A 13547-nucleotide genomic window follows, 5' to 3' on the forward strand; every position below is an offset into this window, starting at 1 on the left:
AATCACACTGAACTGGTCATAACCAGACAGTACCGGCTGTGACCCCCACTCCACAAGCCCCCATCCGAACCCGCAGAGGTGCAATCATGCCAACATCCGAGACCGCCGCACTGGCTCCAGAGAAAAAGCCGAACAGGGCTTTTGCCACCCTTCAGCGGCTGGGCCGCTGCCTGATGCTGCCCATCGCCGTCCTCCCCGCCGCCGGCCTCCTCCTGCGCATCGGCCAGGCCGACCTGCTCGGCGCCATTCCCGGATTCGAAGGCGGCGCCGCCGTCATTTCGGCCGCCGGCAACGCCGTCTTCACGTGGCTGCCGCTCATCTTCGCTGTGGGCATCGCCATCGGCTGGGCCAAGAAGGCGGACGGATCCACCGCGCTGGCAGCAGTGGTGGGCTACATGGTGATCGACGGCGTCTTCAAGGCAATGTCGCCGCTGGTCCTGGCCGGCCAGGTTGATCCTTCCGGCAAGCAATCGGTGATCAACTACGGTGTGCTGGCCGGCATTGTGGTGGGCCTGTTTTCCGCCACCTTGTGGCAGCGGTTCTACCGCACCAAACTGCCCGACTTCCTGGGCTTCTTCAGCGGCCGCCGCCTGGTGCCCATCCTGACATCCGTCGCCAGCCTGGTTGCCGGCGTCTGCCTCGCGCTGGTGTACCCCATCTTCAACTCCGGCCTGTCAGCGGCAGGGCAGGCTGTCGCCGGAAACCCCGAGCTCGGCGGCGGCATCTATGGCTTCGCCAACCGCATGCTCCTCCCGGCAGGCCTGCACCACATCCTCAACTCCGGGCTTTGGTTCCTTATTGGCGACTACACCGACGCCTCCGGTCAGCTGGTCCGCGGCGACCTGAACCGCTTCTTCGCGGGCGACCCCGCCGCCGGCGCCTTCATGGCCGGGTTCTTCCCCATCATGATGTTCGGCCTGCCGGCAGCCGCCCTGGCCATCTGGCGCCACGCAAAGCCCAGCCAGAAGAAGGTGGTGGGCGGCATCATGCTCTCCACAGCCCTGACCGCGTTCTTCACCGGCATCACCGAACCGCTTGAGTACTCCTTCATGTTCGTCGCCTTCCCGCTCTACATCGTGCACGCGGCCCTGACCGGCACGTCCATGGCCTTGGTGAATGCGCTGGACATCCACCATGGCTTCACCTTCTCGGCAGGCCTGATCGACTTCGTCCTCAACTTCGGCAAGGCGCAAAACGGGTGGCTGCTTATCCCCATCGGCCTGGGCTACGCGGCGATCTACTATTTCCTCTTCTCCTTCGTGATCAAACGCTGGAACCTCCGCACCCCGGGCCGCGAGGACGACGAGATCACCATAGAAACCGACGCCGCCAAGTAGGCCGGCATCCTGTCCTTGGCACCAGCAACCGAAAGCACCCTAACCGCATGGAAATCGTTATCCTCCGCACCCCCGCCGACGTGGCCCGCACGGCCGCGGACGCCATCGAGCAGCAGGTCCTCAGCGGCCCGTCAGTGCTCGGCCTGGCCACCGGGTCAACGCCCCTCGGCACGTACCGCGAGCTCACCCGTCGGCACCGGAACGGCGGGCTGAGCTTTGCCGGGGCGCAAGCCTTCCTCCTTGATGAGTATGTTGGCCTGCCCGGCACGCACCCGCAGTCCTACCACTCGGTGATCCGGCGGGAGTTCGTGGACAGTGTGGACTTCCCGGCAGGGACGGTGCACGGCCTGGATGGCGTGGCGGAGGATCTCGACGCCGAGGCCGCACGGTATGAGGCGGCCATTGCAGCATCGGGTGGAGTGGACATCCAAATCCTGGGCATCGGCTCGGACGGCCATGTGGGCTTCAACGAACCGATGTCCTCGCTGGCCTCCCGGACCAGGATCAAGACCCTCACCCAGCAGACCCGGCAGGACAACGCCCGCTTCTTTACGGATCCCGCGGCGGTTCCGGACCATGTGCTGACCCAGGGCCTGGGCACCATCCTGGAGGCGCGGCACCTGCTGCTTCTTGCGATGGGTGAAGCCAAGGCCGGGGCCGTCGCGGCAGCAGTGGAAGGTCCCGTGGCGGCGCTATGCCCTGCGTCCGCGCTCCAGCTCCATCCGCACGTCACGGTCCTGGTGGACGAGGCTGCTGCGTCCATGCTGGCGCACCGGGCGTACTACCAGGACACCTTTGGGCGGAAGCCCGCCTGGCAGGGTCTCTGAGAATGGCACGGTCCCTGAGCCGGGCGGGACTGCCGCTACTTGAGCTGGCGGTGGAAGACGCCGCGGGGGTGCGGCTCGCAGCGTCTGTGGGCGCCGCGCGGGTTGAGCTCTGCGCCGCACTCGCGGAAACGGACGGCATCACGCCAAGCATCGGCACCGTGACGCAGGCGTGCCTGGTGGGCCTTCCGGTCCATGTGCTCGTCCGGCCGCGGCCCGGCGGCTTCGTGTACACGGCTGAGGAGCTTGACGTACTTGAGCGCGATGTGGCGGCGGTGCTGGACGCCGGTGCCGCGGGCGTCGTCGTAGGAGTGTTGGCGGCCGACGGCGGCCCGGACGTTCCGGCATTTCAGCGCCTTGCCGGGGTGGCCCGCCGCCGCCACCCCGCTGCAGAGATGACCTTCCACCGGGCATTCGATACTGCCCTCGCTGCGGGCCTGGACCCTGCTGATGCATTGGCCCGTCTGGAACGGGCCGGCGCCAACCGGGTCCTCACCAGCGGCGGAAGCCCTGACTGCGCCACCGGGCTGCCCATGCTGGCGCATTTGGTTCAGCTGGGACGGGACCATGCCCCGTCGGTACAGATCATGGCCGGGGGCGGAGTACGGCTGGAACACATGTCCGGGCTGGTCCACAGCGGTGTCCACGCCATCCACACCTCGGCGCGGGGGGTAGACCCCTCCACAGGGTCAAGGGCCCGTGCCGCGGATCCCTCACTTGCTGCCGGGATGGCAGCTGCTCTTCGAAAGGCTGCATGATGGGCAGTGAACTGATTCTTCGCGGCCGCCTCGTCTCCGCAACCATGGACATCGCGGACGGCTTGGTAGCGGTCGACGGCGGACGGGTCACCTATGCCGGGCCGGCGTCGCAATTTCCCGGGCAAGGCTGGCCGGGCGAACCACAGCCCCGCCGCATCCTGCTGCCCGGGCTGGTGGACCTGCACTGCCACGGGGCCCACGGCTCGGACTTCTCCGAAGGTTCGGCGGCGGGTGCCCGTTCAGCAGCCCGCTACCTGCACAGCCGCGGAACCACCACGCTGCTGGCCAGCCTGGTCACCGCTGCCCCTGCTGATCTGCTCCGGAACGTGAAGGTGCTGCGGGCCTTGGCCGAAGAGGGGCTGGTTGCGGGCACGCACCTGGAAGGTCCCTTCCTCTCGGCCGGGCAGTGCGGCGCGCACGATCCTGGGCTGCTGTTGGAACCCGATGCAGCGTTGATGGCCCGGCTGTTGGAGGCGGCGGGCGCTTCCCTGGTTTCCATGACGCTGGCGGCCGAACTGCCGGGCGCCTCCACGCTGGTCGACCTGCTGACGGCGCGTGGAATCATCCCCTCCCTGGGCCACACCGCCGCGGACAGCCAGACGGCCTCCGCATTCCTGGAACGGGCGGCTGAAGGGCTCGCGGTGCCGGCCAATACCACCGGCCGGATCCGGCCCACCGTCACGCACCTCTTCAATGCAATGCCCAGCCTGCACCACCGCTCCCCCGGTCCGGTGTCCGCCAGCCTGGGTGCGGCCCATGCCGGCAACGCCGTCGTGGAACTGATTGCCGACGACGTCCACCTGGCTCCGGAGACGGTCAAAATGGTGTTCGAACTGGTGGGCGCGGCAAACATCGCGCTGGTCACGGACTCCATGGCGGCAACGGGCCTGCACGATGGCCAGTACCGGCTGGGCACCCTTGCGGTGACGGTTGACGGAGGCGTGGCCCGGACGGATGGCAATGGCGCGATCGCCGGTGGTACGGCAACGATGCTCGACGTTCTGCGGTCCACCGTGGCGGCTGGCGTCACCCTGCAGGAAGCAACGACGGCGGCCACCGCAGTTCCTGCGTCCGTCCTGGGATTCTCAGCACAGGCAGGCGACCTCCGCGAAGGCATGCCGGCCGACGTCGTTGTCGTTGACCGGGACCTGCGTCTTGAGGGAGTGCTGCGGCGGGGCGAGTGGGTCACACCGCCGGGGTAGCGCTGTTCGGTTGTCCGGCCGTTGAATGTCAGACCCCACTGCCAAGATGGATTCATGGAAAGCAACCCGGTGGCGGAGGCGGAGGCGGCAGTAGACGCATCTGTGGCTGCTTTTGCGGCGGTGCTTAATGGCAGCGGTACCGCTGTTTCCGGTACGCCTGGTTCCGGTCTTGCTGGCGGGGCTGATGACGATCCGTTGCAGCGGGTTGCTGATGCGGCGTTGGATGTCCTGGGTGGGGTGGCGCGGTCGGAAGCGAAGTTGGCGGCGGTGAAGGCAGTGGCCGCGACGGCCCTTGCCGGGGCGACGAAGGCGATGAATCCTCCGCCCGGGTCCCCTCACGAGGCCACGGCGCAGGACCGGAGCCTGGTGGCGGAGGTCGGGTGTGCGCTGGCCATCGGTGACCGGGCCGCCGGTGCTTTGCTGGCTGAAGCCCATGCCTTGACCGCGTCGCTGCCCCGGACCCTGGCAGCCCTGCAGGGCGGGACGATTTCCTGGGCGCATGCCCGGACCATGGTGGACCAGACCGTCGGCCTTGGCCCGGCCGGGGCGGCGGCCCTGGAGGCCCATTTCCTGGACCCGGACGCCCCGGGGGCGGTCCGCGGGTGCCCGGTGGGGGAGATGCCCGCGTACCGGTTCAGGGCCAAGGCCCGGGGGTGGCGGGAGCGGCACCATCCGGAGAGCCTGGCGAAGCGGCACGCCAAGTCCCTGGCGGATAGACGCGTGGAGTACTGGCCGGATAACGATGCGATGGCCTGGGTGGCCGCCTACCTGCCCGCGGACCAGGCGTCCGCAATCTGGAACCGGCTGACCGCCATTTCCCGGGGACTGCAGGGCCCGGACGAGGCCCGCACCCTGACCCAGCTCAGGGCCGACAATCTCGCCGAGGCGCTCCTGAGCAGCGGGAACATCTCCCCGGTTACCGGACACAGCGAGGCAACCAGTGCCGGGCACGGTGAGGCGGGCAGGTCCTGCGGCGGGGAGGTGGCAGGTCCCGGCCCGTCGTCGTCGATTCGGCCGCAGGTGCTGGTCACCGTGCCAGTGTTCGCCCTGCTCGGCCTGACGGACGAGCCGGCGGTGCTGGACGGGTACGGCCCCATCCCGCCCTCCATGGCCCGGGACCTCGTCGCCGACGGGGCGGATTCGTTCCACCGGGTGCTGGTGGACCCGCGGGACGGCGCGCCGCTGGAAATCGGCCGCACCAGCTACCGGGTGACCAAAGCCATGCGGAACTGGCTCAGGCTGCGGGACGGAAAATGCCCCTTCCCCGGCTGCAGCAACCCCTCCCTCGACAACGAAGCCGACCACCTCCTCGCCTGGCACAACGGCGGCACCACAGGAGTCTCGAACCTCGGACAGCCCTGCCCGAAACACCACAAACTCCGCCACACCAGCGGCTGGAAACCCACCCCCGCCACCACAACCGCACCACCCGGCTGGACCTCACCCACCGGCCGCCACTACACAAGCGAACACCAGGACTGGGAACCACCCCACTGGCCGGACGTGCCGGCGCGGCCAAAACCGAAGGAGCAGCACACCGGGCAAACGCCTGGCCTGCAGCCGTATCCATCCATGACCACTACTTATGGCTGCCCTGCCGGAGACCTCCCTTACGTGGAACCTCCTCCCGAGGAACCTGTGGGTGACAACCTGCTGGACCCGGACGATCTGCCGGCGGACGACCCCTTATGGGAGGACTTCTATGCCTTGCCGGCCGTTTGGGCCCGCGACCCTTTAAGGGCCGGCTACCCGGCGCTGACCTAGCCGGCACCACATGCCCGCCGCAGACCCGGCCAAATACAGACCCGGCCAAATAGACGGTGCCAAGTACGCGGGCGGGACACCGCCCTGCCCCTGCGGCCGGGCGCATGCCCGGCTAAGGCCTCAGGCGAGCGCGCCTACTCAGCCCCCGGCAGGCACACTTCCACGAGGCCGTCGCTCACACGGGTCTCGAACAGTGGCTGCCGTGCCGTTGCGGGGCCAGCCTGGACTTCTCCCGTACGGAGCGAGAAGGTGCTTCCGTGCCAGGGGCAGACGACGCACGGGTCGCCGCTGCCATCACCACCGCCAGAAGCCCCGCCAGCCTGAACCGCCCCGGCCTGAAGCCTGCCGCCCTTCAGCTTGCCTTCGTGAAGCGGCCCGGAAAGGTGGCTGCAGACATCGGACAGAACGCGCACATCTTCTGCCTCCCGGTAGACAAGCAACGGGATTTCGGCAACAACAACCTTGTGGAGCTTGCCGTCCGGCAGTTCCGCCAGCGGTGCCAGGGGCTGCCAGCCGCTCGGGAAGCGGTGCGGGATCTCCTCGCTGTGGTTAACGCCGGCCGCCTGCCGGTAGGTCAGGTGGCCACCCAGGAAACCGCCCGCACCCACCACGGCAAGGCCCAGGTAAGCGAGCACCTTGCCGCTTCCCCGGCCGCCCCGGGCACGTGCAACCAACGAGGCAAGGTATAGGCCCGTTGCGGTGATGTTGGCGGCAGCGTGAACCAGCCCTACCCGCTGCTGCTGGGGGTGCAGCTGGCTCCAATCGGTAAAACCTGCGACGGCGGAGGGCACAGCGGTGCCGGTTCCCATTCCGATCAGGACTGCGGCAGCCCGATCATTACCGGGGAAAGCATCCAGTACAGCGGCCGATATCCAGGCCCCGAGCGGCACCTGGACCGCCAGCGGATGCACGGGGTGCCCTATGGGAACGCCATGGAGGACGTCGCGTGCCCACTTCGGGCGGATAACCCGCTTCACCACCTTTCGGACCTTCTTGGCCACAGGATCCAGCCACTCGGCATCCTCCAGGCGGGTAACAAGTTCCAATGCAGGCAGCGGTCTCATGCGTCTCCCTTACCCCTTTGCTCCGTGTCCAGCCGTTGCCCGGAAGCTTACTTGCTGGGGCGGGCGGGGCACAGGGCAATGGGGCGCGGAAGGCTAACGGAGTGGAGAACCAAGCACCGTGAACTGGTGGCCGCCCATTTCGCCGGACAGCAGGGGCATGGCCTCGGTTATGGCAGCCTGCACGCTGTCCAGTTCCAGCGAAGCCCGGTGGGCCTCCGGCGATTCCCACAGTTCACATACGAACACCGTGTCCGGCGCGGCATCGTTGATGCCGACCTCATACAGCAGGCAGCCTGCCTCCTTCAGCCCGGCCATGGGCCGGACCAGGATGGAAACGACGGCGTCACGCTGGCCGGGTTTGGTCTCGAGGGTTCCCACATTCGCAAAGGTCATAGGGACAGTGTGCAGGACGGGCACGACAGAACGCGGCGCTACCGCGCCCTCGCAGGGGACGTCTCCACGGGCAGGGTTTCCGCCGGCCGGGACGGTTCTGCTTCGGGCGCCACTGCGGGGCCACCCGGCACTTTGCTGCTGGCTGGCTCCGTCGCTGCCTCCGCCGTCGTAATGCCACCGGCAAAGGCGATGTCACCGGCAAAGGCGCGAAGCATGGCGGCACGGTCGAACTGGCCCTCCCACTTTGCCACCACAAAAGTGGCAACGCAGTTCCCCAGCAGGTTCACCACTACGCGCATGGAGTCCATCAACCGGTCCGCGCCAAGGAGCAGCGCGACGCCGGCCACCGGGAAGATCCCCAGCGCACCCGCGGTGGCGGAGAGCGCCAGGAACGCCGAACCGGGTACGCCGGCCATTCCTTTGGACGTAAGCATGAGGACCCCAAGGGCGGCAAGTTGCTGGCCCAGGTCCAGGTTGTAGCCAAAGGCCTGCGCCAGGAACAGCAGCGAGATGGAAAGGTAAAGCGCGGCGCCGTCCAGGTTGAAGGAGTAGCCGGTGGGGACCACCAGGCCGGTGGTGGCGCGGGAACAGCCGGCGTTGGTCAGCTTGGTCATGATGCGTGGCATCACGGACTCGGTGGACGCGGTGCCCAGCGCCAGGAGGAATTCCTCCCGGGTGTACTTCATGAACTGCCACAGCGGCACCCGCGGATACGCCCACGCCACCACGAACAGCAGCCCGATGAACACGATTGCCGCGCCATAGCAGGCTGCGATCAGCAGCGCATAGGTGCCCAGCGAGCCCAGGCCGTATTGTCCGATGATGAAGGCCATGGCGCCGAAGGCTCCCACGGGAGCCACCCGCATCACCCAGCCCATGATCTTGAAGAACAGTTCCAGCACCGTTTCCATCAGGGTGATGACCGGCAGGCAGCGTTCACGGCCGACGACGACGATCGCCGCACCGAAGAACACCGCGAAGCACAGGACCTGCAGCAGGCTGTTGCCGGCAAAGGCGCCCACCACGCTCGTGGGAATGATTCCCAGGATAAAGGCGCCGGCGTCCTTGGGCGGGGCGGTGGCGGTTTTCGCGTTGAGGGCGTCCTGGGAGAGCGACGCCGGATCGATGTTCAGGCCCGCGCCGGGCTGGACAAGGTTCCCCACAACGAGGCCGAAGACCAGGGCGAACAGCGTGGCTGCCGTGAAATAGGCCAGCGCCTTCACCCCGACGCGGCCTACGGCCTTGACGTCGCTGACTGCCGCGATGCCGGTGACGATCACCAGGAAGATCAGCGGCGCGATGATCATCTTGATCAACTGGATGAAGCCGTCACCCAGGGGGCGAAGCGCCGCGCCGGTGTCAGGCCAGAAGTGGCCGATCAGGACGCCGGCGACGACGGCAACCAGGATCTGGAAGAAGAGGGACTTGTAGAGCGGCTGCCTGGGCGCCCCGGTTGGCGGTTGCAGGGAGGGTGCTGCGTCGGCGGTGAAGTTCATGCCAGTGCCTGTTCGTTGAAGGACGGACGGCACACGGGATGCCGCAGGGTCACGAGCAACGCTAGGGAATGCATGTTTCCGGAAAGATAAATCCGTAATGCGGAATTATTAAACCGACGGGGTCCGTCGGGGCGAAATGAGCCGGCAACTTATGTGACATGACAGCGCCACGGGGGAGTGAAAGTATCCCCTTGTCTCAGCTGCACGGGCTGCACCCCAGCCCCGAAGAAACGGAGCATCATGCCACTCACTCCCCCCACCGACGCCGAACTGGACACCATGATCCGGGCCCGCCTCGCCTCGCTCGGCATCGACCTGAACCAGCTCCCCGCCGGAACCGCCAGCGACCCGGAGACGGGAAGCCCGGGACAGGCGTCGGTCCTGGCCAGCCTGCGCTCCTTCATGCGCACCACAGTCGCTGAACTCGGCGCCTACCAGGTGCCTTTCGCCGGCCCGGCAGGCAATGCGGACCCTGCACTCTTGTCCCAGCAGGCGGCCCCTCCGGCCCTGTACCCCTCGATTGACACTGCACGGAGGACGGCATGAACCCGGTGGAAAGCTCGACCAGCCAGCCCATGGACCGCACCATCGACCGCCGGTCATTCGTCAACAGGTTTGCCGTGCTGGCTGCGGCCACCTCGTTGGGCGCGGCGGCGCTTCCCGCTGTTGCCCATGCGGCGCCCTCGGCAACAGTGCCCGCAGGCATCAACCCGGACGCCTACGGCGACGTCCGGCCCGAGGCCCTCACCGACATCACCGAACTGACCATCGCGGAAGCAGCAAGCCTCATCCGGCAGGGCCGGCTCAGTGCGGAACTCCTGGTGGAGGCCTACCTCGACCGGATCGGCGCCTTTGATGCGGGCTACCAGGCTTTCAACCTCGTGGCCGCCGACGACGCCCTTGCCAGCGCCCGCGCCCTGGCCGGCGCGGCGTACAAGGGTCCCCTGCACGGTATTCCCCTGGCCATCAAGGACAACTACTACACCCGCGCTTATCCCACGACGGCGAACTCCTACATCTTCAAGGACTTTGTTCCCCCTTTTGACGCAACGGCGGTCTCCAGGCTGGCGAATGCCGGCGGCATCGTCCTTGGCAAGACCCAGATGGGGCCGCTCGCCACCACCAGGGCCACCACGCCGGACGGCCGCATCACCACCGTCAATGCGTGGACGCCGGGGAATCCGCAGACGAATCCCGGCGGGTCCTCGTCCGGCTCAGCCACGGCTGTGGCCGCACGGATGGCGGCGTCCAGCGTCGGAACCCAAACCGGCGGTTCCATCACCGCGCCCTCCAACGCCCAGAACCTCACCGGGCTCAAACCCACCATGGGCCGGGTCTCGCTGTACGGCATCATCCCCCTGAGCTATACCCGCGACCACCCTGGCCCCCTCGCCAGGGATGCCAAGGACGCGGCAATCATGTTGAGCACCATGGCCGGCGAGGATCCCAACGATCCGCGGACACTGGGGCTTCCACCGGTTCCGGACCTGATCCAGGCCGCCACCCCGGTGAAGCGCGGCAACAAGGTGGCCATGCGCTGGGGGACCCGCGTGGGCGTCATCCCGGACTTCACCGCAGGCTCATCGGAAACAGCGGCCGCACGCCGGGCCTTCCTGGACAAGCTCGCCGGCATTGAAGGCATCCAGGTGGTCGACGTGCGGTTGCCGGAGGACTGGGACACCCTCACCAGCACGGCCTTCAACAACGTCCGGCTGCCGGAACGCAGCGAGCCCTTCCTGCCGGTGCTGCGCAAGGACCTGCGCAGCTTCGGGGTGTCGGTAACCGGCTGGCTGCAGGGCTCCATGCTCGGCGCGAACGAGTATGTGCTGGGCCAGCGTGCCAAGGTCCTGCTGCTGGAACGCGTGCTGGACAACCTGTTCGAGCAGTGCGACGTGGTGCTGCAGACCAGCCCCAACCCGTTCGATGCCATCGGCCTGCCGGAACTCGCCCTGCCCATCGGCTTCGACTCCGCGGGCGTTCCCATCGGCACCATCCTCGGCGGCCAGCCCTTCGCCGAGGACCGGCTCCTTGCCGTGGCTGCGGCGTACCAGGCCGTGACGGACTGGCACCTGCGGCGCCCGGCGAACCCTGCCGGGGACTCCCCCGAGCCGATCTCCGTTGATCCGTCCAAGTCCCGGAAGCCCTTCAGCAAGAGCGCCCGCGGCAAGGTTGCGGCCGCGCCCGTTCCACCGGGCCGGGGCCGTCTCGAGGCGCACGAGGTGGCCGAGCTGTCCCAGTAGCAGCCCCGGAAGCCCCCGGTCCGCCCCCTTCCAGGAGGCGGGCCGGGACGTCCACGGCTCAGTCCGCAGCCGGCAGTCCTCCGGCCTCCACCACCACCGCGCCGCTCGACGTCGTATCCTCCTTCAGCATCCAGCCGACCCGTTTGACGGTCCGCAGCATCACCACGCTCTCCACCAGTTCGATGTCCGGGACCTTCTGCTGCAGTGCCAGTTCGGCGTTCATCACGTCCGCCAGGGACTGCAGCCACATGATGATCACGAAATTGGTGGGGCCTGTGGTGGAGGCGCTGAGCCGGACGTTGCTGATGGTACGGATTTCGGCGGCGGCAGCCTCATGGCGGCCGGCCGGAACGTTCGCGAACCATTGGCAGGTCACCGGGTAGGAAGAGTAGGCCTGCGCAATTTCGCACCGGAACAGCAGGATGCCGCTGGCCAGCACGCGGTTCAGCTGCCGCTGCACTGTGGCCGGGTGGCGCCCCAGCCCCCGCGCGATGTCAGCCGCCGTGGCGCGTCCGTCCCGCGCGAGGTACGGCAACAGGTCCAGGTGGCTCGCCGGCAGTTCACCCTGCGGGTCCGGCCGCCGCGTCCCCGCACCGGCCGAAGCACCCAGCGTCCTCAGGGTAGCCAGCTGGGTCCGGTCCAGGACGTTCAGGCGCCACTCGTCCGCGCTGGTGTGAAGCCGTGTACAAAGCGCCGTCTGGTACTTGGTGAGCCCCTCAACGGTCTTCAGCCGGGCAACAACCCGGCTGCTGAACTCGTCCAACGATTTCGTGATGACGGTCAGCATCAGGTCCCGGTTGCTGGCCGCCTCCTCGACGGTGACGATCTCCGGCACGGCCGCCAGTTGCGCCGTGACACTGTCACGCAGATGCATCTCGCAGTCCACCGCAACGAACGCCAGGAGCATCTGCTGCGGATCCCCCACCAGGTGGGCGGTGACCCACGCTGCCCCGCTTGATGCCAGCCGCTCCCACCGGGCAGCAAGCGTGGTGGCGTGGACGCCCAGCACCTTTGACGCATCCGCCCAGCCGAGCCGCGGGGAGGACTGCAGTACCTGGATGAGCGCCAGGTCGTCTTCGCTGAGTTCCACAGATCACCCCTTGTTTCTTCTGCACGAATCCTGCAGAGAGGCCGTACTTGCAGCATATTTCCAGCGGTTTCGGAGGATGTGAACTGCGCCACTCCAGAATAGTCCACAGACCCGGAACGCCAATGCGAGGAGTGACAAGTGCCCGTAACCGAAGATGCGCAGGAACTGCAGGGGGACCTCATCCGCCTCCGCCAGGACCTGCACAGGCACCCGGAAATCGGGCTGCACCTTCCCCGGACCCAGGACAAGGTCCTCCAGGCCCTGGACGGACTTCCCTTCGAGATCACCCTGGGCAAGGACACCACCTCCGTCACCGCGGTGCTTCGCGGCGGCGGCATCGCTGCAGCGGAAAGCACCACGACGCACCGGCCCGCGGTCCTCCTCCGCGCGGACATGGACGGCCTCCCGGTGCAGGAAAAGACCGGCGTCGAATTCTCATCCCGGACGGACGGCGCCATGCACGCCTGCGGCCACGACCTGCACACCTCGATGCTCGCCGGGGCCGCAACGCTCCTCGCCGAGAGGCAGCACCAGCTGCAGGGCGACGTCGTCCTCATGTTCCAGCCCGGCGAAGAAGGCTGCGACGGAGCCAGCTACATGATCCGCGAAGGCGTCCTGGACGCCGCCGGCACCCGGGTCCAGGCGGCCTACGGGATGCACGTGTTTTCCTCCCTCGAGCCCCACGGCACGTTTTGCACAAAGTCCGGCGTGATGCTCAGCTCCTCGGACGGGCTTGAGGTCACGGTACTCGGCGCCGGCGGCCACGGCTCGGCCCCGCACTCCGCGAAGGATCCCGTCACCGTGGCGGCCGAAATGGTCACGGCCCTCCAGGTCATGGTGACCCGGCAGTTCAACATGTTCGATCCCGTGGTGCTCTCGGTGGGCGTGCTCCATGCCGGCACCAAGCGGAACGTCATTCCCGAAACGGCGCGCATCGAGGCGACGGTCCGGACCTTCTCCGAGGAATCCCGCCTGAAGATGAAGGAGGCCGTGCCGCGCCTGCTGCAAGGAATCGCTGCCGCGCACGGGGTGGAAGTCCACGTCGACTACCAGGAGGAATACCCCCTCACCATCACCAACGAGGACGAAACCCACACGGCGGAAAAAGTCATCGCAGGGCTCTTCGGCGAGCGCCGCCTCTCCCGCTGGGCCACTCCGCTGAGCGGCTCCGAGGACTTCTCCCGCGTGCTGGCCGAGGTGCCGGGCACCTTCGTCGGCCTCAGCGCCGTCGCCCCCGGCGGCGATCCGGCCACCTCACCGTTCAACCACTCGCCTTACGCAACGTTCGACGACGGCGTGCTGGCTGACGGGGCAGCGCTTTACACCGAACTCGCCACCTCGCGCCTGGCGACGCTGGCAGCGGCGTCCTAGCCGCCGTC

12 protein-coding genes are annotated in these 13547 nt (G+C 67.7%); 8 read left to right on the forward strand and 4 right to left on the reverse strand.

The window, feature by feature from the left end; all coding sequences use genetic code 11:
• The first annotated feature begins 86 nt into the window (after positions 1–86).
• From ACQ3DC_RS05460 to ACQ3DC_RS05480, 5 genes are read left to right on the forward strand one after another with little or no spacing between them, the layout of a single operon-like run.
• Entirely contained in the window at positions 87–1337 is a 1251-nt protein-coding gene (locus tag ACQ3DC_RS05460) for a PTS transporter subunit EIIC (RefSeq protein ID WP_157240697.1), read from the forward strand.
• A 47-nt stretch (positions 1338–1384) separates the two neighbouring features.
• Positions 1385–2164 carry a glucosamine-6-phosphate deaminase gene (gene nagB, locus ACQ3DC_RS05465; protein WP_321214578.1) on the forward strand — a complete coding sequence of 260 codons (780 nt, stop codon included), beginning with the start codon at positions 1385–1387 and terminating at the stop codon, positions 2162–2164.
• A 2-nt stretch (positions 2165–2166) separates the two neighbouring features.
• Positions 2167–2919 carry a copper homeostasis protein CutC gene (locus ACQ3DC_RS05470; protein ID WP_321214579.1) on the forward strand — a complete coding sequence of 251 codons (753 nt, stop codon included), beginning with the start codon at positions 2167–2169 and terminating at the stop codon, positions 2917–2919.
• A complete protein-coding gene (locus ACQ3DC_RS05475; protein ID WP_323057479.1) occupies positions 2919–4121 on the forward strand; it encodes an N-acetylglucosamine-6-phosphate deacetylase in 1203 nt (400 codons plus the stop codon). The genes ACQ3DC_RS05470 and ACQ3DC_RS05475 overlap by 1 nt, the downstream gene beginning before the upstream one ends.
• Positions 4122–4175: 54 nt before the next feature.
• On the forward strand, positions 4176–5885 hold the full coding sequence (locus ACQ3DC_RS05480; RefSeq protein ID WP_430751746.1) for a DUF222 domain-containing protein: 1710 nt from the start codon (positions 4176–4178) through the stop codon (positions 5883–5885).
• A gap of 134 nt (positions 5886–6019) precedes the next feature.
• Here the strand turns inward: ACQ3DC_RS05480 and ACQ3DC_RS05485 are convergent, their stop codons facing one another.
• From ACQ3DC_RS05485 to ACQ3DC_RS05495, 3 genes are all read right to left on the reverse strand, one after another.
• On the reverse strand, positions 6020–6949 hold the full coding sequence (locus tag ACQ3DC_RS05485; protein WP_323057481.1) for a Rieske 2Fe-2S domain-containing protein: 930 nt from the start codon (positions 6947–6949) through the stop codon (positions 6020–6022).
• A gap of 93 nt (positions 6950–7042) precedes the next feature.
• Entirely contained in the window at positions 7043–7342 is a 300-nt protein-coding gene (locus tag ACQ3DC_RS05490) for a putative quinol monooxygenase (RefSeq protein WP_157240688.1), read from the reverse strand.
• Positions 7343–7380: 38 nt separating this feature from the next.
• Complete coding sequence (locus tag ACQ3DC_RS05495) at positions 7381–8838, reverse strand: cation:dicarboxylate symporter family transporter (protein ID WP_323057482.1); 1458 nt, start codon at positions 8836–8838, stop codon at positions 7381–7383.
• 240 nt (positions 8839–9078) lie between these two features.
• Here ACQ3DC_RS05495 and ACQ3DC_RS05500 point away from each other — a divergent pair, with 240 nt between their 5' ends.
• Both ACQ3DC_RS05500 and ACQ3DC_RS05505 read left to right on the forward strand, forming a co-directional pair.
• Entirely contained in the window at positions 9079–9384 is a 306-nt protein-coding gene (locus ACQ3DC_RS05500; protein WP_323057483.1) for a hypothetical protein, read from the forward strand.
• Positions 9381–11078, forward strand: a complete 1698-nt coding sequence (locus ACQ3DC_RS05505; protein WP_323057484.1) for an amidase — start codon at positions 9381–9383, stop codon at positions 11076–11078. Before ACQ3DC_RS05500 ends, ACQ3DC_RS05505 begins: the two co-directional genes overlap by 4 nt.
• A 58-nt stretch (positions 11079–11136) precedes the next feature.
• Here the strand turns inward: ACQ3DC_RS05505 and ACQ3DC_RS05510 are convergent, their stop codons facing one another.
• Complete coding sequence (locus ACQ3DC_RS05510) at positions 11137–12168, reverse strand: Lrp/AsnC family transcriptional regulator (RefSeq protein ID WP_323057485.1); 1032 nt, start codon at positions 12166–12168, stop codon at positions 11137–11139.
• A 138-nt stretch (positions 12169–12306) separates the two neighbouring features.
• Here ACQ3DC_RS05510 and ACQ3DC_RS05515 point away from each other — a divergent pair, with 138 nt between their 5' ends.
• On the forward strand, positions 12307–13539 hold the full coding sequence (locus tag ACQ3DC_RS05515; protein WP_323057486.1) for a M20 metallopeptidase family protein: 1233 nt from the start codon (positions 12307–12309) through the stop codon (positions 13537–13539).
• Positions 13540–13547 lie beyond the last annotated feature (8 nt).

Origin of the sequence: Paenarthrobacter sp. NEAU-H11 (assembly GCF_050573415.1) — a bacterium.
Taxonomy (GTDB): Bacteria; Actinomycetota; Actinomycetes; order Actinomycetales; family Micrococcaceae; genus Arthrobacter.